The following is a 21,258-nucleotide window of genomic DNA, read 5'->3' as shown; positions in this document are numbered from 1 at the left end:
TACCAATGTTCTGGTCGGCGGTTCGTCTTAATTCAGCGATCCCCAATGGACGAATTATCCAAAACGATACTATTGGTTTGGTGCGCCGTAACTAAAGAGAACGCCCCCGATTTTAGGGTCATGGCGTCTATGGTCTTATTTTTCGGCAACCCTTTCGGTTTAAGCATTCCCTCTACGGCCATTCCAGGCGTCGGTTCGGGTAATGAAAACACTTCGATAGGAAGACCAAGCTTGAGTCGCTGCCAATGGCCGTGCGCTGGCTTCGGGACATTCAGTTGATCGCAAAGTCGAGCCAACTCGGCGTACGTAGTTTCAAGCTCCTCCGCGACCTTTTTCAGCGGCGCTATCCAAATCTTTTCGTATAGTTCCTGCCGGGAAATTCTCTTGGACTGTTCGCTCATTGCTGAGTTGAGATTGTCCCTCAGCTCGATGCCCTTTCAAGTGGAAAAGTGCAGCTATTGTTGCAGAATTGTCAGAAATCCACTGTTGCACGTTTATACAAATTACTTGTATATTCGTGCGGTGCGTATTCAAGCTAAAACCGCTACTGACTCTCTCTTCGAGATTGCCGAAGGCCAGCAGGGCTATTTCACCGCCAAGCAGGCGGCCGATGCGGGTTACCAGCTTGGCAGTCAGGCGCATCACGCTAAATCTGGAAATTGGGTGCGAGTCGAACGAGGAATTTACCGACTGGCCCGTTTCCCTCAATCGTCAGAAGAACAACTTGTCATTTACGCCCTCTGGTCACGCAACCGCGCTGGCGAGCCAGAAGGTGTTTATTCCCATCAAACTGCTCTCAGCATCCATGAACTCTCGGATGTAAATCCGGCGAAACTGCACATGACTGTTCCAATCGCGTTTCGGCGAAATGCAGAAACCCCGAAAGTACTGATGCTACACCGAGGGAACCTCGATGAGGAGGATGTTGAGCAACGGCAGGGGTTTGCTGTGACTCGACCTCTCTACACCATCATCGATCTGGTCGCGGCTGAAGCTGTCTCGCGCGGCATTGTTGAACAAGCGCTAACGGAAGGGCGAAAGCGTGGACTGATTACTATTCGAGACATGGCAGAACTGCGTCGCAAAAAAAATCTTCCGAAATGGTTTGATGACCTGCTTACCGCGAACAAAGGATGAAGCCTCCGCGAAAATATGCTTCCGCCACTGCCTTTCGCGTCGCATTGGAAAGCCGTCTGAAAAAAATAGCACAGGACGAAAGTTTCGACCTTCAGCGTCTGCGGCGACAAGCCGCCTTTGACCGTTTGCTCTGCCGCTTATTCGCGATCCCGAATGCGCCGTGGTTGCTGAAGGGCGGTTACGCAATGGAACTACGCCTGAAAACTGCGCGGACGACACGCGATATTGACCTGGCCATGAGGAAGCTTCCTGTAAGTTCGGCTGATTGGGAGGGCAATGTGTCTAAGGTGCTGGAATCATTGCGCGAAGCGGGAAACTCGGACTTGCATGATTTTTTCACATTTATTTTCGGCGACGCGACGCAAGATTTGGACGCTGCACCGTACGGCGGCGCACGGTTTCCTGTAGATGCGCGACTGGCAGGGCGAACTTTTGCGAAATTCCATCTGGATGTGAGCACAGGCGATGTTCTGCGCGAACCTTACGAAATGCTTTCGGGTCGGGATTGGCTTGGGTTTGCGGGAATTGACAGCAGAAAGTTTTCGGCGGTTTCACCAGAAGAACAATTCGCGGAGAAAATCCATGCTTATACTTTGCCGCGAATGGGCCGGGAAAATACCCGCGTTAAAGATCTGATTGATTTGGTTCTTCTGATCGAACACACCAAACTGGATACGACTAGACTGCCGAAAGCGATTCGTGAAACCTTTCAACGGCGCAAGACGCACGATATTCCTTCCACACTTTCACCACCGCCACTCGCATGGTCTGGTCCGTTTTCAGAGATGGCGGCGGAATGCAGCCTCGAACCTGACATGGAGAAACATTTTGGCGTAGTGGCGCAATTCTTCAGTAAGCTGAATCTGTGATACCGCCAGGCGAACTCAACCATGAGCGCATCCCAATCCCCCGACCCAAAGCTTGCTGAAGCACTTGCGGAATGCGAACGACTTCGGGAGGAAAATCGGCAATTGCGGGAGCGTATGTGGATTCCCGAAAAAGAAACCGCACCGCTACTTGCCGCCTCTCCCCACCCAAGCGGGTTTCCACTTTCCCGCTCGAAGGAGGTGTTCGACTATATGTGAAACCCGGTGTCGACTGCCAGTTGCAAAACCTGTCCCCCTTCAATTTCAGGAGCGTCGAGTCGCTTCCCAGCTTTAATCCATTCTTGCAGCGCAAACAATTTCCCAGCGCGGATTAACTCCAGCAATTCGCGGATGTCTTCCGGCATTGAAGAGCGATGCATTCCCATATCGTTCGATATAGGATTAGAGGAACATCCTGTCATTTTGTAAAGCTCGCGCTTCGCTCCTTCGAGGGGCATCGTTCCGCAAGGGTGCTGCCATGTCTGGCGGGTATTGTTCCAATGGAAACCAAGTTCAGCCAAAACTCGCGTAATATCGCTTGGCTGTTTTTCAGTGAATTGAATCCAAACCCACTTGCCTACCACTTCCGCCAGTTCAAAGAATCGGGGTGTTTCCTCGCGAAGCAACGCCAGCAATTTCGCAGTTTCCAATCTCCGATTCGCTCGGCGCAGTTTCATATCAATTTTCGGTCGGCTTGCCGAGGGCAACACGACTTCAAATCTGCTTTCCTCAAACAACTCATGGCTGGGCGGCATTTATACCAACACCCTTTTGTTGACCAACCTGACGAATCAACCGCAACTGACGAACACCCAGGATCAGGCGGCGACGGCGGCAGGCAATCTGACGAACGGCTGGAATGCGGCGGTCGGCGGGCTTCCAGCACAACCTTCCGTGGATGCTGGTTCAGACGACAGCCTGAGCATCCCCATAGCCGGTCTGGGAACCATGACCATCGGCATGGGATTTCTGGCGGGCTACTGGTCACCCGTCCGTCAGTGTATCGCATGGTGCACCTGCATCAGTTTGTTTTTCGCCATGTTGCGCTACGGCGAAAAAGCCGTGGCCGATGTTCTATCACAACGGCAAGTGCAGGGCAGCACGGAAGAAATTGCAGGAACGAATGCGTCGGCGGTTAGTGCGGTGGGCTACGCCGTCATCATCTCGGCGTTGCTCTTGAGTGTGCCGGTGGCACTCGCGGCTTACTTCACCAATTCGCATAGCTTGATCGCCAGCTTCGCTGGTGGCGTCACTTCCCTGGGCGGCAGTCCGATGTGGCACATGATCAATCTGGCGATGCCGATGGATGTTTGGATTTCAGCGTTTTGGAGCTACGTGACTTTTCGTTATCTCATCGGGATTCCGCTGACTTTGGGAATCCGGGTTTTGATCCTCTGGCTGGTCAATTGAAAGGAGCGCCATGAAAATTCTTTTGACAATTTTATTTCTCGGCAGCGTGTTGGCTGCAAACTGTCAGACGGTCTTTTGCGAGATGTATGTCCTCAACGGTTGGACAAACGAGGTGGTACTGCAATTTAAGGATGCAAATTTTGCCCCGCAATCGCTCACTCTCCCCATAGGCGGACGATTTCAAGCAATGGTTCCAACTGGCTCCACGGCTCTGGTCAACTCTTATGACCCCGCTTCGATCACGAATGGACCTTATGACATTCCGTACTACCAGCAGCAAAATGGCGATGTTCCCGACACAACGACCAACGATTGGATCATTTTGATCGGGTCGGGTGATGCGAGTTCGGGCAGCTACTCGATGCAATGGACGGAGTATCGGGATTCGAATATTGCCTCACAATTCGGATTCGTCCCGCCTTCGAGCGGAAGCGCATGGCCTTCACCCAGTCAGCAGGTGGCCGACGTGGTCGAAGGGTTTGAATTCGGCGTCGGTCCCGCCTTCCTTTTGTTTGCGATCTACATGATTCGTCGCGGCCTTCAACCCGCCATCCAAGAATAATATGCGCGTTCCTTTATTCGTACTTTACGTCCTGTTGGTCTGCACTTGTTACCTGCTCTGGCGGGTGCTGTCTGACCTGACATATTGGATTCTCTTTGGAGGGCATTTGCATGGCTGACATCACTTTCATTTCAGCCTCCATCGGTGGCGGCAAATCGCTGTTTGCGACTCGCGCCGCCTGTGAAGAAATGGCGCGGTCAAACCGTTTCGTCGTCACAAACCTGCCGATTTACACGGAGGCAGCAGAGGGCATTTTGACATTCCAGGAATGGTGTCAGAAATACGTTGAAAAGCCAGTGGACACCCTCAAGCGGTTCCGGTTGCTCACGCGTGAAGAAGTTTTCGAGTTCTGGCGTTACCTGCCGGGTGGTGTAAAGCTGCCGGAAATGCAGCGGTCGCGTCCCGATGGTTCGACGGAAACGGTCACGAACCTGGACATTCGCAACGCCGAATCTGGCCAGTGGTATTCGGGCATCGGCTGTTTTTACATCATTGACGAAGTGCATTTGTTCTTCTCGGCGCGGGACTGGACCAAGATCGGCAACCGGGTCGAGTTTTACATGAGCCAGTTGCGCAAACTGAATGATGACCTGTTCCTCATCTCGCAACACCCAGAAAAGGTGGACAAAAACTTCCGGCGCAACGCCACGGAATGGATTTATTTGCAGAACATGGGCAAAGCCCGGTTATGGCTCGGCGTTTCACTGCCCCGGCGTTTTCGGTTCCACACGTATTTTCAAATGCCGGTTCGCAATGACAAGCCGGTGAATTCCGGCTGGATGAAATTGGAGGATCGCGAATATCACAAAGTTTACAACACGATGTCCGGGGTCGGCCTGTCGGGGAAATTGTTGCCTGAAGATTCCCGCAAGAAAGGTCGTCATTGGTCGGTTTATGTCCTCGCGCTCGTTGGCGTCGGACTGCTGGCCTGGTATTTTCCACGGCTTTTTACCGAGTTCACTGGCAAAGCCATCGGCGGCGCGGTGCGCAGTTTCTCCGGCGGCATTTCCAAAGGCATGGGTCTTGCCCCGACGAATGCGGTTCATCCCATCGCTCAACTTCCAGTGAATGTGCCGACTGAGCGGATTCGTTCCGCGCCGCTGCCACAACCTTCGCGGCCTGCGCCTGGTGCGCTTGCCCGTGGTCTTGTCCACGGAATAATACATCCCGCCGCGAAGGCCACGGAAAATTAAACGGTAACGTGTATTCATGTTGGTCATGGCTACACGACGGTAAATGAAGCCGCCTCCAACGCGTTAAATGATACTTGGCAGATGGTGCCAGCATTCAACACGGATTGTGACGGATTGGAAAAGTGGTGTCCGTTTTGGTGTCCGTTTGGACACCCTATCCCCCTAAACCACTTCTGCTCATGCAGATGGAATTGGAGGCGAGGGTCGGAATCGACCGAGTCTCGTCTTCCACAAGCCACTCGAAATCAATCGTCTATGGCATCGCTGACTGTTTGACTATAAACGAGTTGCGTTAATTGTCAACCCATATCCGGCCATATCTTTTTCTATCGGTTTTTACCCTGCTAAAAGGGTCTGTGCTGGCACTTTTGCTGGCACTTTTTTCAACGCTCGGCAGGCGGATCATCAACTTGCGATTTGAAATAAATCCGAAGTATATAGATTACTCAATGGCTGTTGGAATGATGTTTTTGGATTCATCGCTTTGACTTTTTATTTGGCGGGCAAATCCAGGCGGTGGTTCTGCCGGATCTGTTTGCGCCAGTCGGTTGTCACCTCCGCCTGCTCGGCGTAGTCCGGCCATTTTTTCACGGCATCGAGCACTTCGGCAAGGATGGCCTCGTCACGACCGCGTTTCATCAGGGCAATCTTGGCAAAGGCGCGAAAGTCGGTCAGCGTGAATCCGTCGCGCTTGCCGTTCATCGTCATCTGGTGGCGGTCGGTCCAACTACCGGTGGGATTGTAACTGTAAGTCACGTCGAAGGCGGGCGCGAGCGACCAGCGTCCGGTCTTGTCCATCAGGAAGGCGATGTTCTTGACGTGGTCGTCCTGGTTGCGGGCGATGAGGTTGAACGCCATCCGGCGAAACTGTTCCTCCACGTCGGCCATCGGGAGATTCAACTGGCGGATTATGAGCAGCGCCTGTTCGTAGGCATACGCGCCCGCTTGGTTGAAATCAAAATGGGCGAGCGCGCACAGCGATTGCATGTGCAGCTTCTCGCCGCCTGCAAGCCGGTCAAAACGCCGGGTCATGAAATGCCGCCGTCCGTTTTCCTCCAGCAAACGGCATTCGCTCATGTTGATGCCCGCCGCCTTCGCCATCAGATAATAGGCGTATTCAATCGCGCCGTAGCCCTTGGGGTCTTCCAGTTCCTTGTCCTTGTTGCCGGTGACGCCATCGAATTTCAGCAGCCAATAATCAAATCCCGCTCCGGCGGCGATCTGGCCGGAGCGCACTTCATTGGTCTCCCGGTTCCAGGCGATAACAGCCTTGGCGCGTGCGCCGCCGGCAGAAGTGCCTACGCGCAAAATATCGTTCAGCGCATTTTTCCGGCTCTCGCTGGCAAAAGTGGTTTTAAGATTCTTACGATGGCTTAATACCTCCGAGGCCAGCTTGACCAGCGCATCAATCTCGATGTGTTTGGCTGGTTGCGGTTTCGGGCCGATGGCGGGTGCAAATTCCAGCGCGCCCATGCCGCGCGGACCGGTGTAGCAAAGCCTCTCCACCGCATTGAAACTTTCGGGTGTTCGGCCTTGGGTGGAGAGCCAGGTATCAATCAGCGCATTGCCGAACTTGTCCGGCAGGGAATCGGCGAGCAGACCGGGCAGACCGTGAAAAGTTTTTGGCGGCAAATCAGGAAAAACATACACGCGCTCGTTCAACGGCATGATGATCGGCGAAACTTCAATGCCGCTCCGGGTAAAAGCGGGATCATACTGAAAGGCGGCGAATTGACCGCCATCTTCCAATGAGACCGCGCCGATGGTCCGTCCCCAAAGTTTTACTTCCGCGAGAGTCATTGTTCATCCCCCCATTGCCATTTTTTCGCAGAAGGTTTCTGGGCTTTGGGTGCGGAGGCACGTTTGCGCCGCCTGCCGTCCAGTTTTAATTGTTCGACCGGACTGGTCACCGGCTCGGGCACGAGCAAATCAAACCGCTCAATCAAATCCAGCACGCGACACACGCGGATGAAGCCTGACAACTGGGGGGACACGTCGCCGGATTCCAGCCGCTGCACCGTGCTTTTTGAGACACCGGCCTGTTCCGCCAACTGGACTTGGGTGAGGTTCTTTTCCAGCCGCAGGCGGGCCAGCCGCTGGCCGATTTCGGTCAGGATACCAACATCAGTCGCTTGTTTGATTATTTTCATAACGCTTCATATATGATGCCTAAATCATAAAATGTCAAGTAAAGCATCATTTAAGAAGCGTTAAATACGCATGAAAACCTCCTTTTATAGCCCCTGCGGCAAAGTTTCAAAACCAGACATGCAGACTCCGAGCGTGATTCCTAAGTGCCATCCCTTGGCGGAGCGAACGCAGTCAAGGTGGAGGCGACGGGCAGCAGGGCGCACTACCTTGACGGCGGGAGCGAGCCATATAATAGAGGCACGAGGCACGCTCGGTATGCAAATGCAAACAGCCAAAATTGGCTCATGACATCAACTTGCCCCAAGGACAGTCCAGCGCGTGCTGAATCCGCATCGTTGTTGTCACCAGAACATTGATTTGTCCGGCTTCGATTTTCTGCACGGACCGGATGTTCAAATCAACCAGTTCGGCCAGCTTCTCCTGTGTAATGCCCTTGACGATCCGTTCGCGACGGACACTCGCGCCGAATTTCTTCAGTTGCGCGTGAATTTTGGCGTCGCGTGGCACGCCCTATTAGGGCGCACTTCCTCATTGACCAGAACGGCCCAATGGGGCGTAATTTGAGCCGCGCCAAGCGCGGCTGCTAAAATCTTCCTGCGGTTGAGAGCCATTTTTCCCTGCCGGTTCGTCGCGTGGAGACGCGCGGTGGTGTGCGATATGAAACGCACACACCGCAACGGCAGCAGTCGTAGATGTTTATCCTGCAAAAATTTATTCACCACCGATCCCCGCAACCACCACCACCAACGGTTCTGTACCCGGGCACGTTGTCGCAAGGCCAGCAAGATTTTGAGCCAGAAACAATGGCTGGCGAAACCTGGGAATCGAAAACTATGGGGCGGACCGGGTGAAGTGGAACGAGTCCGGGCGTGGCGCAAGGCTCATCCATATTATTGGAAACGCACATTCCCCTTATTACACCGACGTTAAATTGCGCTACAAAGATTTCATCGTTGCCGCTCGCGCACTTCTGCCATCATGGACAAAAATGCGTGCAATCGCTGGTTCGTGAAAGTCGGTCTTGACAGAATTCGCCGCCTCGCATTGGAACACCCGAACTTGATAATCTCGATGGGAATATGAATGAATCGACAGAACTCAATTTGGGAATCGAATGGTTCTTGGCACATTGCACGGACCACCGCAAACTCAGTCCACACACACTCAAAGCTTACGGGCACGATTTGGATCATTTTCTGAATTTCCTGGCAAATAAGAGCCAAACCGGCGTTCAGATCCAAACGGTCAATCGCGATAGCGTCCGCTGTTGGCTCGGAAGCATGACAGATGCGAAGCCCCGAACAGTCCGCCGGCGGTTGGCGGTCGTCAAATCAATGTTTGCTAGTTTTGAACGGTACGAAAAAACCCCAACCAACATAATTGCTGGGTTGCGTAACGAAGTTAAGGTTGGTCTGAGCCTGCCGCGTACAATTGCACGCTCGGCTGTCAGGTCTCTGCTCAATTCGACTCGACAGCAAACGGGAACAAGCCCAAAGGCGATGCAACGGAAAACTCGTGATACGGCAATCGTGGAATTACTTTTTGCCACTGGCATGCGCGTGAGCGAAGTCGTTGCAACAAATATCGGTCACATCGATACTCAAAGGCTTTCGATTTCAGTCCAAGGCAAGGGCAATCGCGAACGAGAAATTCCCATTGTGTGTGATGCTTTTCGCCACGCATTAGATGCCCAAATTGCGGTGAGAAAATCCAGCGAGGCCGGTTTGGACGATCCAGTATTCGTGAACCGTCGAGGATCACGTATGTCTGATCAATCAATACGCGCTGTCCTGCGCCGTCACACCTCCGCCAACGCGGGAAACCGTCGCATCACACCCCACATGTTGAGACACACAGTTGCAACATTGCTCTTGGAGGATGGCGCAGACCTCCGGCATATCCAACGTCTCCTTGGCCACAGTTCCATTACGACAACAACGATATACGTGCATGTTACCGCACGCAGCCAGCGAAGGATACTGGCTCGTTGCCATCCACGGAACAAAATGAATATTTGACCTTCAACAAACGCGGCCCTTTTATACAAAAATGCAAATCCGGAAACGATTGCCGTCGAGCCAAAACACTGGCAGTATCATCGATAACTGAAGATTATGCTTCGTTTGGAAAGCGTGAACGGGCAGCAGGCGGTCATCGACAGAATGGCGTCCAAAGCGCCCACCACTGGCAAAATCGCGATCGTTGTGTGTGGTGCTCCTGGCACCGGGGTAAGCTGGACGCTTGATCAAGTGGCGGAGGAGTGGAAAGCCACCCGAAAGGCTTCCTTGCAGGCAAGAGGGGACTCCTTCGCCTCGCAACGAAAACTGTTTCCATGGCTCACGCTGGCGACCCCTGGGGCAAAAGATCTGGCGCGGGTTGAGATCCTCAAAGAGAGCGTTAAAGATGCATCCGGTGCTATTCCGATGTTCGGGTCCGCAACAAGCCATCTACTTGACGATTTGTTACACTTCCGGCGAAACTCGCTTGCACGTGAAGCCATCATCCTGAGCAAGGAGGAGCAGGATCTTCTGTTCGTCATCCAAGCGGTGGCCCAAAAAAAGCGTCTTCTCCTTACCTTGGATCACATGGATTTCTGGGACCCAGCCTCCTGGGATTTGCTGGCGCTGATCGCTTCATCCCATCTACAGGACCTTTATCCGGCGCTTGCTGATGTTCAGCTCCTTTTTGGCGTACGCGAAACTCCTCCTCCCCGGCTAAGCACACTGCTGGATGAATGCAAGGTTCCAACTGAGGTCTTTCAAATTCACCCCATTGCTCGCGCCGAAATGTCGACCGCTTTACGCACGTTCGGTTTTCCCGAGATGAAAGAACAGGAGGTTGATGGTTTGTATGAGGCAACGGATGGCAGGCTTGATCTGCTCCACGACTTCAGCGTGCATCTTCGAGATACCAATTTGACAAAGGACGCTCACGGTTTCGATGGACTTTTCGCGAACCTGCTGAGCAACCGGATGCACTCGCTCGTTCGGCAAGCGCCCGAACTGGATCCAATTCTGTCCGCTGCCGCAATTCTTGGGCGGTCTTTCACCCTTGATGACGCTCAATGCCTGACGGGGCAAACGGCCGAAAAATTGCAAGCCGCCCTCACAGCAGCGACGGACGCGAGACTGCTGACACTTCTGGGAGGGATGGTCCAGTTCCAGAGCGGGACTCTACATGATTACTTCCACCGCTCTGGGAGATCGGAACACCGGAAATATCACGCAAAGTATGCGGAGTGCCTGCGCATCATGAGGCCTGGCGACTACGAAGGAAGATGGAACCACCTTATTCTCGCCGACCGCCTTGAGGAAGCGTTGACCTGCTACGCCCTGGCTGCCCTCCATGCGAGGCGGCAGAAGAGCCTGACCCCGGAGCCAAACTCTTTGTTCCAGACCGCGTTTTGGGGGCTGATCAAGGATTTCTTGGCGCAGATGTGCCGCGCATACGATGCATTTGAGACCGACAAGCTCGGCGAGGCGATGGATGCCGTTGCTTCCATTGAGGCGTTCCTCCCAGATGCCCTCCTGGCGGAGCGGGACTATCTCAAAGCCCAGATTCGCCTCAAATCGCACCGGGTGAAGGATTTCGCGGAATCGGCAGCGCTGCTCAAACCTTGGGATCGGCTCAAGGACGAGGAGGGCGAGATCTGGTCCCGAATTGCCCAAGCTCGAATGATTAGCTTGGTTGAAATCAACGCAATGGAGGAAGCCTCACGACTTGAGGAGGACCTCACGAAATACTACTATGCACGGAGGAGGGTTGATCCTTGGGCACTATACGCACTTAACGTGTTGCGGAGACGCTCGGAACCGCTTCATCGCCTGCCGGTTGCCACACAACGGCTGGAGAACGCTTTGGAATTCTTCGGTTCATTTCATTCGAACGACCTGCCACGTCATCCAATACAATATTATTATACGCTAAATAATCTGGTGGCGAATCTCCTTGCATCTGCTCGCTTTGAAGACGCGGTTCGCCGGGCTGAGGAACTGGATGCGTTAGTGAATCGGCATGCATTACCGTGGCCGTCCCTTGAAATCCCGATCAACAATTTTGTCTTGGCCGGCTTTCTAAGCGGCAAGCTCTCCGCAGAAATGGCCGTCCGCATTCTGTCGCAGGTGCAGATCGAACCGCCCACTTCGGGGGACAGCCTCCTGATCGCCAACAACTATGCGGTGCTGCTGGCGCATGCTGGCCAGGTAGAGGATGCGAAAAGACGGCTTCAAGACTGCTACAGGCTGCTCTCCTCGGACAGCCCTTGCGATCCATATCACAAGTACTTCATTGGTAATAATGTTGCCGCATTGACCGCGCTAACTGGCGATAGCGCGTCCGCAAAGCAAATATACGAGGGATGCCTTCCTCTGATAGATGGTCTATATCCGACAATCCGAGAGACAATTCGCGAGCGCCATGGACTTCTCGGTGCCGCGATCGGCGATGCCCAAAAACTGGGGATCGAGGCTTTGGACAGAATCCTTCTCGGCTCGTCACAGGCTAAGCTCGGGAAGCACTGGGAATTCTATGGCCGGGGCTTTCTTCTAAGCGACATCCAGTTCTGGTCAGTGGATTGATCGCGCTCGATCACTTCGAGCGTATGCCCAAACGTTGGGCCGCAGATCCAACAAGAAATTTCAGCAGGTCATGATAAGGATGGCCCATTGAGGCTAATGAGTAGGCGAAGCTGGTGTGGGCAGTCAGGTGTGGTTTACAGGTCACCTCCATTATTCTGATGTCGCCTGTGGCGGACACACGAAAGTCTATTCTGGATGGGCCGGTAAACCCGAGGCCCACGTGCGCTTGCCGCGCAATGGCCATAATTCGGGAAGCACCTTCGTCATTTTCTTCAGAAAAATCGTAAAACTCGTAACCATCTGCAAATACATCGTCGTACACCAAGAACGAATCTCCGAGATTCCTGCGACCTTCGAGTTGGATCCCGACGGCCATGCAGGCTCTCGGTTCCTGCGCTTCCAGCACCGGAACCTCAACTTCAAACCCGGGGATGAATTCCTGAACTGTAATTGCCTGGCGGAAACTCTTGGCTAGCGATGTCAATCGGGTCTCAAGGCCGGCATCGACAAACGATACGCTGTCCCCGTGGATGCCAACGCTGGCCGAGTCCAAGGTGGGCTTTGCGATAACCCTTAACCCGGTCGGAGGCCGGGCTGGCCACCACCCATGCCTGGTAAACCACCAGGAGCGGGCTACGGGCAGGCCGAAGTGCTCCAGAAGTGAGATGAAGTGGTACTTGTGCTGGCCGAGGGCCGCAGTGTACGCGTCAGAATCCACAAGCGGCAGGCGGTGCAGACGGCATAGTCCTGGGACCAAGGAAAATCGGGCCGGGCCGGTTCCGTTCTGGGTCACGTTGTAGATGATTGGGCGTGGTCGTCCGAACTGGAAATGACCTTCATTAAGCCATTTCACGAACCCCCCTTCGTCCACGACCACTTCACAGTATATGCCAGCTCGCTCGAATCCTTGGATAAAATCGTCCAATTCCTTGTCAGAAAGGAATTCCGTGGCAATCGAATCGGTCTCGTAGTCATCAATCGGAGTCGTGCGTCCTTTCAAATTGGCAACCAGGAGGACTCCTAGGGTATCCCTGAGGTCATCAGCGATAGCGAGTGCCTCGCGAAACCACGCGGGGGAACGTGCTGCGGTAATCATCGGATAATCTTCAGTTATCCGTCGTACAGCAGGCGAAACGAACGTGCGGATCCCCGCTATTTCCCACCCAATGCCACCAAAACCGCGCCAATCGCCATAAGCACAAACAAAGGGATTTTCTTCAAAAGAGAGCCGCCTTCAAGATGTTCTCGAAACAGATCGGGCTTTTTCTTCACAAATAGCGCCGCGAACACTAAAACAAATATTGGTTGAGTGCTATCGATGCCAGAAGCAACTGATGCTGGAATTAATGAAAGCGCATACGATGCAGTCGCTTCTCCACCCCAAGTCAGCAGTTGCATCAAAAACACTAGCGGTACTATGTATCTGGTGGACTTGGCTGTCCTCACGATATCGCGTCGGGTGGTTGGTCGTAGTGAAACAATCGCCGCAAGCGAAAACTGGACAATAGAACACCACGTAAGAACCGTCACCCAATCTGCCCCGTGTTCAAAACAATATTTGTATAGCACCTGCTGAAGAGAAAGCATTGCAGACACGCCCAACATGAGCCAAGCGGCCTGATTAGGTCGAAACTTCTTCCAATCGAACGCGAGAAGGGTGGCACAAACAGTGACACCAAAATATCCGACGTATTGGACCACGCTTAATCTTTCCCGAACTATGAAGTACGCAAGGACTGGTACAATTATCTTCCCGAATGAAAACAAAGAGGTGACGACTGAAGTGTCTGCTTTGCGAAAAGACCAATAATAGGGGTACTGATAAAGCACTTCTATCAGGGATATTGCGACTATTATTCCAACAAGTTTTAGCGGAAGAAGATGTGGATGTCCGCCAAGCCAAACGAAGGGAAGAACAAGAACGTTAAATGCTGACGACAAAAAAACCAGAGCCGTAATCCGTTGAAATATCCGATTGGAAAAATAACTGTCGAGGATGACCGCCCAAGCATCTTGAATCGGCGAGAGCAAGGCGCTGGCTATTCCAATCAAGTATTTCGGCACGGCAGAATAATATCGTCTCTTTCAACAATGCAAAGAAACTGTTCATAAATGTTGCGTCGCTTCCCGAAGCCTGGCTTGGGCCAGGCACGGGCGGCAGGGCGCACTACATTGACGGCGTGAGAGCCATTTTCCCTGCCGGTTCGGCGCGTGGAGATTTGCTGTGGTGTGTGATATGAAACGCACGCCGGAACGGCAGCAGTCGCAGATGTTTACTTCCAAACATTTGTTCACCACCGATCCGCGCAATCATCATCACCAACGGTTCTGCACGCGGCCACGTTGCCAAAAAGCCAGCAAGATTTTGAACCGGAAACTATGGTTGGCAAAACCTGGGAATCGAAAGCTAGGGGCGGACCGGTTGAGGTTGAGCGAGTCCGCGCCTGGCGCAAGGCCCATCCATACTATTGGAAACGCACATTTCCCTTATTCCGCCGACGTTAAATTGCGCTACAAAGATTTCATCGTTGCCGCTCGCGCACTTCTGCCATCATGGACAAATACTTTCCAGTTTTTTGGCTGGGAGGCGTAACGAAACCATGAAACGAATCAGACAAAATGCTGCATGAGCCGGAAAGAGTCACAGAGCTGGTTAAACTGCACTGCCGTGTACGTGCGCATGTCCACGGAGCATCAGCAATATTCGACCAGCAACCAGATGGACGTGATCCGCGAATACGCCAAGCGCCGCACGCTTGGCATTGTAAAGGAGTATTCCGACGAGGGTAAAAGCGGCCTGAACATCCAAGGGCGCGACTCGCTCGCGCAGATGATCCGCGATGTCCAGGAGGGTAAAGCACATTACACGCACATCCTCGTTTATGACGTGAGCCGGTGGGGACGGTTTCAGGATGCCGATGAAAGCGCGTATTACGAATACATCTGCCGCCGGGCGGGCGTGTCGGTTCACTACTGCGCGGAACAGTTCGAGAACGATGGCAGCCCGATGTCCACGGTCATGAAAAGCATGAAGCGGACGATGGCGGGGGAATACAGTCGGGAGCTTTCAACCAAGGTTTTTCAAGGCGCGTGCCGGCTGATCCAGTTGGGATACAAGCAAGGTGGGACGGCCGGGTTTGGCCTGCGGCGGATGCTGATTGACCAGACCGGCGTGCGCAAGTCGATGCTGAAAATGGGCGAGCAAAAAAGCATCCAGACCGACCGTGTGGTGCTGGTGCGTGGCCCGGAAGATGAAATCAAAATCGTCCGCTGGATTTTCCAGGCGTTCATCGGCGAAGGGAAAATTGAATCCGAGATTGCGACCATCCTGAACGCGCAAGGTGTGAAGACGGATTTTGGGCGGGAATGGAACCGGGCGACGGTGCATCAAATCCTCACCAACGAAAAATACATCGGCAACAATGTGTATCACCGGACTTCGTGCAAGCTGAAGAAGAAACACGTGAACAACCCGCCGGACAAATGGATTCGGGCGGACGGCGCATTTGAGGGAGTCGTCGAGCCGGAACTGTTCTGCCAGGCGCAGGAAATCATCCTGGCGCGAAGCCAGAAATTGACGGATGAGGAAATGCTGGAAAAGCTCCGCACCCTGCTGAAAATGCACGGGCGGATTTCGGGCATCCTGATTGACGAAGCCGAAGGACTGCCATCGAGCACAGCATTCAGCCATCGTTTTGGGACGCTGGTGAACGCCTACCGGCTGATTGGCTATGATCCCGGCATTGATTACAGCTTCATCGAGGAAAACCGGCGGCTGCGGAAACGTCACCCGGAACTCGTGGCGGATGTCGTCCAAAAAATTTCCGACCTCGGCGCGTCAGCGGTCTGGAATCGTCAAAGCGAACTGCTGGATGTGAACGGTGAAATGCGCGTGTCCATCGTGTTGTGCCGACATACCCAAACCGGCGCGGGTTCGTCGCGCTGGCTAATCCGGCTGGATGCGAGTGCGCAGCCGGACATCACGATTGCCGTGCGAATGGACGCCACGAATGAAGGCATCCGTGACTATTATATTTTGCCGGCGCTGGACATTACCTGGGAAAACCTGCGGGTGGCGGAAGCCAACGGCATCCATCTGGACACCTACCGATTTGACACGCTGGAGGCGTTTTTTGGCATGGCGGAGCGGGTGAAACTGGAGGAACTCACATGAGCGACGAGGTGCAACTGATACCAATTGAGCAGATTTTCGTCGTGAATCCCCGTCATCGGGACCCCAAGAAATTTGAAATCATCGTCCAAAACATCAAAAACGTCGGCCTGAAAGTGCCGATACAGGTGAGCCGCCGGCCAGCGAGTGAGACGGATGCCTACAAATATGACCTGATTTGCGGACAGGGGCGCATGGAAGCCTTCAAGGCATTGGGACATAAAGAGATTCCGGCCGAAGTAAAGGAGCTGACCCGGCAGGAACTGCTGATTTGCAGTCTGGTGGAAAACATCGCGCGGCGCTATCCGAAGCCGATGGATTTAATCCGCGAAATTGAACGGCTGAAAACGCTGGGCTACAACGTCCATCAAATCAGCAAAAAGCTGGATGTCAGCGATAGCCTGGTCCACGGATATTCGAGCCTTAAAAACGCTGGCGAAGAACGGTTGCTGGAGGCTGCTGTCACCGGAAAGATTCCGATCTGGATCGCGGTGGACATTGCCAAGACAGATACGCTGGAGACGCAGCGTGAACTGCTCAAAGCCTACGAAGAAAAGCAGATTGATTACAAATCCCTCAAGTATGTCAAAGGACTGATGGAGAGCCGGCGGCGGATCGGCAAGCAACGGGGCGGCGGGACATCGGGGCTAAAACCAAAAACCAGCATCGAAAGCATGATCAACTCCTATCGCAAGGAGAGCCAGCGACAAAAGCTGATGATCAAAAAGGCGAAGGTGTGCGACGCCAGGCTGGGTTTCATCGTGACCGCCTTCAACAAACTGCTGGCCGACGAGAATTTTTACACGCTGTTACGGGCGGAAGCATTACCAACGATGCCCAAATATCTTTCGGCCAAACTCTCACCTCAGACGACACAAGCATCATGAGCGAAATGAAAATTGGATTTGAAATGAGAAAAATCCGGCTGACGCTGGAAAACATTTTGCCGATGCGGTTGGTCAAAGCCGAGGAGAAGGATACCTATCGGTTCAAGGCGATTATTGGCTCCATCCCGGAAGTTGGGCTGGTGGAACCGCTGGTCGTGTATCCGCAAAAGGATGCGCCGGGAAAATATATGCTGAAAAACGGGCACCTCCGTTATTTCGCATTGAAAGATTTGGGCAAACCGGAAGCCGATTGCCTCATTGCCACCGATGACGAGTGCTACACCTACAACGCCCGCATCAGCCGGTTGCCGCCGATTCAGGAACACAAGATGATCGTCAAGGCGGTGAACAACGGCGTCAGCGTGGAGCGGTTGGCCGTGGTGTTGAACATGCCGCTGCGGGTGGTGCAAGCATCTATGAATTTGCTGAAAGGCATCCATCCCGACGCGGCGGAATTATTGAAGGACAAAAATATCTGCCCAAAAGCCCTGCGGCAATTCAAGCGCGTGAACGGAAACCGGCAGATAGAAATGGCCGAAATGATGGTGACGATGAACAACTATGTGGCCGGCTACGCCGAAGCGATGGTCCTCGGAACGCCGAATCATCAACTGGTGAACCCAGACGAGCCTAAGAAAAAGGCCGGGATGTCGGCGGAAGACATCGCGCGGATGGAAAGCGAAATGGAATCGCTTGAACGCGACCTGAACGAGGTCACGGACAATTACACTGAAAATATGTTCACCCTGCAAACGGCTCAAACCTACATCAAAAACCTGCTGAAGAACGCGAAGGTCGTCCGGTATCTGAACGCCAACCACGCGGAAATCTATTCGGAGTTTGAAGCGATTGCCACGTCGGAGTCGGTGTGAACCGGAGGAGGTCGGCTCACTAGAATTGGACGTGTAATTTCACAACGATTGCTCAACCAGTAGGGGCAAGACTTTCCAATACCCGGAGAACCCGGATTACTACTTCGGTTTTCCGTCTTTGCCCGCCACAAGCGCGGGTCAAGGCGACAACTGCCTCGCGGTCCACTTCGCCCATTTCTTGAGCAGCCGACTTAAAAGTATCGGGATTGATATTTGCATATTTACATACATGAAGGACCAAGGCATTCTTCGTTTTGAAATGGCCTGAGACAAGATGGCTGAGCTGCCCCTGAGCAATATTTAGGGCTTTCGCTGCGGATATTTGAGTTTTCCCGTTCTTAAACAGCTCTTTTGCGATGGCCTGGCCGAGCTGTTTGGATTGCAGATAAACACGCATGATTCGTAAATATGTAAATTAATAGTTGCATATTTGCATAGTACCTGACAAGTTATTTCATCGTGATATTGACTCCAAGCCAACCGCGGAGAAGTGTGTGTGGCGTCGAAAGCCGCCTGCCGCAGCACTGGCTTGCGGAATCTGATTTTACCACGCCGATCTCGTCGAATCAGCCGGCATTGGAAATTCCCTTTCAACGTTGGTTCAAATTCAAGGAGGCGTTCTCGCCACATTTCATCTTGGGGTGTGTTCGTGGCATGGGCCGGTTTCCGAAATCTTGTCTGGATCCGTTCGGTGGGTCGGGCACCACAGCACTCACCTGTCAATTGCTCGGCGTCCAGCCGACAACGATTGAAGTGAATCCGTTTCTGGCAGACCTCATTACCTCCAAGTTAAATTCCTATGACTTGGTGGCATTGAAGCGGGACTACTTGAATGTTTTGGAGGTTGCGGGAAAGATGGCAGTTGATCCAACCGCCCTACTCAAGCAGGCACCGGAGACTCTGGTGGAACCCGGGCGTGATTCGCGTTGGATTTACAGCCATGCTGTCGCGCAACGCATTCTTGGAATTCGCGAGGCCATCAGCTTCGTGAGTTCAGACTCCCACCGTGCGCTCTTGCTCGTGATTCTTGGCTCCGTGTTGGTGCCAGTGAGCAATGTGGTCGTCAACGGCAAGGGGCGGAAATATCGCAATGGCTGGGAGAACAAACAAAAATTCGGCGCAGACGTAGATCGTGAATTCCGTGACGCTTTCCTGATGGTTTACACGGATTTGGCAAAGTTTTCCTCAGCGGCACGAACCAACTTTACTGTATTGCGCGGGGACAGCCGTAAGCTCATCCCGCAATGCGACCCCGTCGACATGGTCATCTTCTCGCCGCCGTATCCCAATTCATTCGATTACACGGACATTTACAATCTCGAACTGTGGATGCTGGGGTATCTATCATCACGTCAAGATAACACGACACTACGCAACCAAACGGTCCGGTCGCACGTGCAGGTAAAGCGTGATTTTTCGACAGATGAGCTGGCCTCGACGGAGTTAAAGCGAGCTTACCGGGCGCTATGCCGGCGGCGGGGCAAGCTTTGGGATGACAATATTCCCGAAATGGTGCTGGCCTACTTCAGCGATATGCAAGTCATCTTAAAGGAAGTCAGAGGCAAGCTTAACCCTGGAGGCAAGGCCTTCCTTGCCGTGGGAAACAGCAAGTATGGGGGAGTGATGATTGATACGGCCAAGATTCTCACCGAGCTGGCTCCTTCAGTCGGCTTTAAATTGTGCCGCGCGGAGGCCATGCGCTCCATGCGAGCCAGTGCGCAACAGGGCGGGCGAGCCGAACTCAACGAGTCTTTGATCGTTTTGGCTTAGCAGCCCGGACATCACGCGCCGTGGCGTTGAAGATGTCATATTTACGATACTGGACAGATTGCCCTTGGCAGCGAGTGCTAACTTTACCTAAATGTTCGTGTTTTTTCCTCATATCGAACAGCAGCAGAAATGCTTCTTTGGCTTGCTTGGCAGTTCGGTAGTCACACACCTGACCCACCCCGCTATCCGCCCAATCTTCATTATCGGATTTGCTAAACGGCTTCACCGGAAGACCAAGCGCTTGGTAGAAGAATGACTTAAGAACCTTCATCTCGACGACAAAGGCGATTTCCGGATTGAGCGAAGTGAGCGTCAGGTCAGTTCTCCCGGCATTCGTCTGGTCTTCCCGCACGACGACACACGTTCCCTGGGTGTTGCCTTTCAAATGAATGTATAAAAGCCCTTGATAAAGCTTCTCGGCCTGAAAAATGGGAATGAATTTCTCTTTTTTCCACCAGATGTGAGGAAATGTTTCCGGAAACTTCAGGGCTGAATTATAAAGTCCATTGATGAGGTTGTCGATGTTGGTTACAGTAAGGTTGCCATCGAATGCAGACAGTTGGGAGGGGATAATCGGACCAGAAACCCCCTGTTCCGCCGCCAGCATCACCCCGGTTTTCGGGTCAAATAACACGCATGGAGCCTTGCAAAGATTGAGGATCTTCAATTGACGGCAAATCGAATCGGCGTCGGTATGTCCGCCTTGGTCGCGAAAAACACGACTCAAAGAAAAATCGGATACATGAATGTGGCCGCCAAGATTGGGGTCTGGCGCATCACGGAAAAGTTGTTTCTCGGAGAAGCCGGAAGGCACGCCGGCAGCAGCAAATTCATGATCCAAAACAAGCGCGCAATAACCCGGCGCAATGGTATCCCAACGGGAGCGAAGATTCCACCAACGGCCGATCAAACTGACAGCGGCCTCGATAAAGGCGCGCGGGTCACCGCTTTTCGCAGAGGGGATACTGTTCAGGTTGGTCACAGCCACTTCCTTCATCAGCTCCAGTTTTGATGTATCGGTGGCCATGGTCAGTTGGTCTTTTTAGCTACCAACGCTTCAAGGAAGCGCATGTATAAAAAGAGTTCCTCTTTTTGGGTTGGAACCAAATTCGCCGGCAGCACATCCCGGAATGCGCGGGCAGTTCGGAGCGAGAAGTTTTCTTCCTGTTCAGAAAAATCTATGAAGGAGTCAGCGGTTGCACCCGGCTGATTGTAGTTCTCGTCACGAAGCGCGACCTCGTCCAAGGCAGCCCCGCGGAGCGACGCGAAACCAGCAACCACCTCATTCAAATAATCCCCGAGCCTTTGCCCGTAGGCACTTTGGCGGCAGTGCGTGAGAACTGGGTTCATCATCTGGCCTGCTCCGTAATCGGCGCTTACCCACCAGCCTTTTTCGTCATTGGTATATTTAAGGTTGTCGATGGTCAAGACGCCCATGGTGGCCAATCGGTCCAGTTCCCATTGAATGAGTGGATAAAAAGGCCCGTGCTTGTATTTAACAATTTGAGCCGTGTTCGGTGTAGCCTGAAACAGGGGAGCGAGGCAGTTGGACAAGAACACCAACCGATGCACTCGCCGCTTCGAGAGCGGATTGAGGCCGGCCCGGTAGGCAGCATCAACTAGGAACACAAGCCAGACTCTGGTAGTAAAAACGAGCATCGG

Annotated in this window: 22 protein-coding genes; 12 read left to right on the top strand and 10 right to left on the bottom strand. The window is 53.2% G+C overall.

Translation table 11 applies throughout. From position 1 onward, the window contains the following. Positions 1-32 precede the first annotated feature (32 nt). Entirely contained in the window at positions 33-401 is a 369-nt protein-coding gene (locus VH413_13425) for a hypothetical protein (protein HEX3799692.1), read from the bottom strand. Positions 402-522: 121 nt separating this feature from the next. On the opposite strand from VH413_13425, the gene VH413_13420 reads away from it, so the two are divergent. Beyond that, positions 523-1,137, top strand: coding sequence for a type IV toxin-antitoxin system AbiEi family antitoxin domain-containing protein (locus VH413_13420; GenBank protein HEX3799691.1), 615 nt, complete (start codon positions 523-525; stop codon positions 1,135-1,137). Then, positions 1,134-2,006 (top strand): nucleotidyl transferase AbiEii/AbiGii toxin family protein, encoded by an 873-nt coding sequence (locus VH413_13415; GenBank protein ID HEX3799690.1) that lies wholly within the window; start codon positions 1,134-1,136, stop codon positions 2,004-2,006. Before VH413_13420 ends, VH413_13415 begins: the two co-directional genes overlap by 4 nt. A 206-nt stretch (positions 2,007-2,212) precedes the next feature. Here the strand turns inward: VH413_13415 and VH413_13410 are convergent, their stop codons facing one another. Further along, positions 2,213-2,680 carry a hypothetical protein gene (locus VH413_13410; GenBank protein HEX3799689.1) on the bottom strand — a complete coding sequence of 156 codons (468 nt, stop codon included), beginning with the start codon at positions 2,678-2,680 and terminating at the stop codon, positions 2,213-2,215. A 94-nt stretch (positions 2,681-2,774) separates the two neighbouring features. Between VH413_13410 and VH413_13405 the strand changes: the two genes are divergently transcribed. From VH413_13405 to VH413_13395, 3 genes are all read left to right on the top strand, one after another. After that, the gene (locus VH413_13405) at positions 2,775-3,413 is read left to right on the top strand and encodes a hypothetical protein (GenBank protein ID HEX3799688.1); all 639 of its coding nucleotides are present in this window, start codon (positions 2,775-2,777) and stop codon (positions 3,411-3,413) included. Positions 3,414-3,423: 10 nt separating this feature from the next. Continuing rightward, on the top strand, positions 3,424-3,975 hold the full coding sequence (locus VH413_13400; protein HEX3799687.1) for a hypothetical protein: 552 nt from the start codon (positions 3,424-3,426) through the stop codon (positions 3,973-3,975). 110 nt (positions 3,976-4,085) lie between these two features. Next, a complete protein-coding gene (locus tag VH413_13395; GenBank protein ID HEX3799686.1) occupies positions 4,086-5,168 on the top strand; it encodes a zonular occludens toxin domain-containing protein in 1,083 nt (360 codons plus the stop codon). A 492-nt stretch (positions 5,169-5,660) separates the two neighbouring features. On the opposite strand, the gene VH413_13390 is transcribed toward VH413_13395, so the two are convergent. From VH413_13390 to VH413_13380, 3 genes are all read right to left on the bottom strand, one after another. After that, a complete protein-coding gene (locus tag VH413_13390; protein HEX3799685.1) occupies positions 5,661-6,968 on the bottom strand; it encodes a HipA domain-containing protein in 1,308 nt (435 codons plus the stop codon). Next, positions 6,965-7,318 (bottom strand): helix-turn-helix transcriptional regulator, encoded by a 354-nt coding sequence (locus VH413_13385; protein ID HEX3799684.1) that lies wholly within the window; start codon positions 7,316-7,318, stop codon positions 6,965-6,967. Before VH413_13385 ends, VH413_13390 begins: the two co-directional genes overlap by 4 nt. A 283-nt stretch (positions 7,319-7,601) precedes the next feature. Further along, positions 7,602-7,826, bottom strand: a complete 225-nt coding sequence (locus VH413_13380; protein ID HEX3799683.1) for a helix-turn-helix transcriptional regulator — start codon at positions 7,824-7,826, stop codon at positions 7,602-7,604. A 572-nt stretch (positions 7,827-8,398) separates the two neighbouring features. Between VH413_13380 and VH413_13375 the strand changes: the two genes are divergently transcribed. Continuing rightward, positions 8,399-9,337 carry a tyrosine-type recombinase/integrase gene (locus VH413_13375; protein ID HEX3799682.1) on the top strand — a complete coding sequence of 313 codons (939 nt, stop codon included), beginning with the start codon at positions 8,399-8,401 and terminating at the stop codon, positions 9,335-9,337. A 96-nt stretch (positions 9,338-9,433) separates the two neighbouring features. After that, positions 9,434-11,896 carry a hypothetical protein gene (locus VH413_13370; protein ID HEX3799681.1) on the top strand — a complete coding sequence of 821 codons (2,463 nt, stop codon included), beginning with the start codon at positions 9,434-9,436 and terminating at the stop codon, positions 11,894-11,896. Between the two features lie 10 nt (positions 11,897-11,906). On the opposite strand, the gene VH413_13365 is transcribed toward VH413_13370, so the two are convergent. Both VH413_13365 and VH413_13360 read right to left on the bottom strand, forming a co-directional pair. After that, complete coding sequence (locus VH413_13365) at positions 11,907-12,992, bottom strand: hypothetical protein (GenBank protein HEX3799680.1); 1,086 nt, start codon at positions 12,990-12,992, stop codon at positions 11,907-11,909. 56 nt (positions 12,993-13,048) lie between these two features. Beyond that, positions 13,049-13,960, bottom strand: coding sequence for an EamA family transporter (locus VH413_13360; protein HEX3799679.1), 912 nt, complete (start codon positions 13,958-13,960; stop codon positions 13,049-13,051). 172 nt (positions 13,961-14,132) lie between these two features. On the opposite strand from VH413_13360, the gene VH413_13355 reads away from it, so the two are divergent. Genes VH413_13355 through VH413_13340 form a run of 4 tightly spaced genes read left to right on the top strand, consistent with a single transcriptional unit; the run spans position 14,133 to position 17,826 of the window. Then, positions 14,133-14,489, top strand: a complete 357-nt coding sequence (locus tag VH413_13355) for a hypothetical protein (GenBank protein HEX3799678.1) — start codon at positions 14,133-14,135, stop codon at positions 14,487-14,489. 33 nt (positions 14,490-14,522) lie between these two features. Further along, the gene (locus tag VH413_13350; GenBank protein ID HEX3799677.1) at positions 14,523-16,070 is read left to right on the top strand and encodes a recombinase family protein; all 1,548 of its coding nucleotides are present in this window, start codon (positions 14,523-14,525) and stop codon (positions 16,068-16,070) included. After that, on the top strand, positions 16,067-16,954 hold the full coding sequence (locus tag VH413_13345) for a ParB N-terminal domain-containing protein (GenBank protein ID HEX3799676.1): 888 nt from the start codon (positions 16,067-16,069) through the stop codon (positions 16,952-16,954). Before VH413_13350 ends, VH413_13345 begins: the two co-directional genes overlap by 4 nt. A gap of 23 nt (positions 16,955-16,977) precedes the next feature. Continuing rightward, positions 16,978-17,826 (top strand): plasmid partitioning protein RepB C-terminal domain-containing protein, encoded by an 849-nt coding sequence (locus VH413_13340; protein HEX3799675.1) that lies wholly within the window; start codon positions 16,978-16,980, stop codon positions 17,824-17,826. A gap of 52 nt (positions 17,827-17,878) precedes the next feature. Here VH413_13340 and VH413_13335 read toward each other — a convergent pair whose 3' ends face one another. Further along, positions 17,879-18,223: a hypothetical protein gene (locus VH413_13335; protein HEX3799674.1), complete on the bottom strand. Its 345-nt coding sequence runs from the start codon at positions 18,221-18,223 to the stop codon at positions 17,879-17,881. A 95-nt stretch (positions 18,224-18,318) separates the two neighbouring features. Here VH413_13335 and VH413_13330 point away from each other — a divergent pair, with 95 nt between their 5' ends. Next, positions 18,319-19,596 carry a hypothetical protein gene (locus tag VH413_13330; GenBank protein ID HEX3799673.1) on the top strand — a complete coding sequence of 426 codons (1,278 nt, stop codon included), beginning with the start codon at positions 18,319-18,321 and terminating at the stop codon, positions 19,594-19,596. On the opposite strand, the gene VH413_13325 is transcribed toward VH413_13330, so the two are convergent. After that, a complete protein-coding gene (locus tag VH413_13325) occupies positions 19,568-20,623 on the bottom strand; it encodes a hypothetical protein (GenBank protein HEX3799672.1) in 1,056 nt (351 codons plus the stop codon). The genes VH413_13330 and VH413_13325 overlap by 29 nt on opposite strands. Before the next feature lie 2 nt (positions 20,624-20,625). Further along, positions 20,626-21,255, bottom strand: coding sequence for a hypothetical protein (locus VH413_13320; GenBank protein ID HEX3799671.1), 630 nt, complete (start codon positions 21,253-21,255; stop codon positions 20,626-20,628). Positions 21,256-21,258: the final 3 nt, after the last annotated feature.

The organism is Verrucomicrobiia bacterium, assembly GCA_036268055.1.
Classification (GTDB): domain Bacteria; phylum Verrucomicrobiota; class Verrucomicrobiia; order Limisphaerales; family Pedosphaeraceae; genus DATAUW01.
The sequence above is the reverse complement of the archived record's forward strand: the minus strand, read 5'-3'. Positions and strand labels throughout refer to the sequence as shown.

Excerpts from the sequence above, each read along its gene's own strand:
- VH413_13425 (HEX3799692.1), bottom strand. The coding sequence starts at position 401 with ATGAGCGAACAGTCCAAGAGAATTTCCCGGCAGGAACTATACGAAAAG.
- VH413_13415 (HEX3799690.1), top strand. The coding sequence starts at position 1,134 with ATGAAGCCTCCGCGAAAATATGCTTCCGCCACTGCCTTTCGCGTCGCA.
- VH413_13410 (HEX3799689.1), bottom strand. The coding sequence starts at position 2,680 with ATGAAACTGCGCCGAGCGAATCGGAGATTGGAAACTGCGAAATTGCTG.
- VH413_13400 (HEX3799687.1), top strand. The coding sequence starts at position 3,424 with ATGAAAATTCTTTTGACAATTTTATTTCTCGGCAGCGTGTTGGCTGCA.
- VH413_13395 (HEX3799686.1), top strand. The coding sequence starts at position 4,086 with ATGGCTGACATCACTTTCATTTCAGCCTCCATCGGTGGCGGCAAATCG.
- VH413_13390 (HEX3799685.1), bottom strand. The coding sequence starts at position 6,968 with ATGACTCTCGCGGAAGTAAAACTTTGGGGACGGACCATCGGCGCGGTC.
- VH413_13385 (HEX3799684.1), bottom strand. The coding sequence starts at position 7,318 with ATGAAAATAATCAAACAAGCGACTGATGTTGGTATCCTGACCGAAATC.
- VH413_13375 (HEX3799682.1), top strand. The coding sequence starts at position 8,399 with ATGAATGAATCGACAGAACTCAATTTGGGAATCGAATGGTTCTTGGCA.
- VH413_13370 (HEX3799681.1), top strand. The coding sequence starts at position 9,434 with ATGCTTCGTTTGGAAAGCGTGAACGGGCAGCAGGCGGTCATCGACAGA.
- VH413_13365 (HEX3799680.1), bottom strand. The coding sequence starts at position 12,992 with ATGATTACCGCAGCACGTTCCCCCGCGTGGTTTCGCGAGGCACTCGCT.
- VH413_13355 (HEX3799678.1), top strand. The coding sequence starts at position 14,133 with ATGAAACGCACGCCGGAACGGCAGCAGTCGCAGATGTTTACTTCCAAA.
- VH413_13350 (HEX3799677.1), top strand. The coding sequence starts at position 14,523 with ATGAGCCGGAAAGAGTCACAGAGCTGGTTAAACTGCACTGCCGTGTAC.
- VH413_13345 (HEX3799676.1), top strand. The coding sequence starts at position 16,067 with ATGAGCGACGAGGTGCAACTGATACCAATTGAGCAGATTTTCGTCGTG.
- VH413_13340 (HEX3799675.1), top strand. The coding sequence starts at position 16,978 with ATGAGAAAAATCCGGCTGACGCTGGAAAACATTTTGCCGATGCGGTTG.
- VH413_13335 (HEX3799674.1), bottom strand. The coding sequence starts at position 18,223 with ATGCGTGTTTATCTGCAATCCAAACAGCTCGGCCAGGCCATCGCAAAA.
- VH413_13325 (HEX3799672.1), bottom strand. The coding sequence starts at position 20,623 with ATGGCCACCGATACATCAAAACTGGAGCTGATGAAGGAAGTGGCTGTG.
- VH413_13320 (HEX3799671.1), bottom strand. The coding sequence starts at position 21,255 with ATGCTCGTTTTTACTACCAGAGTCTGGCTTGTGTTCCTAGTTGATGCT.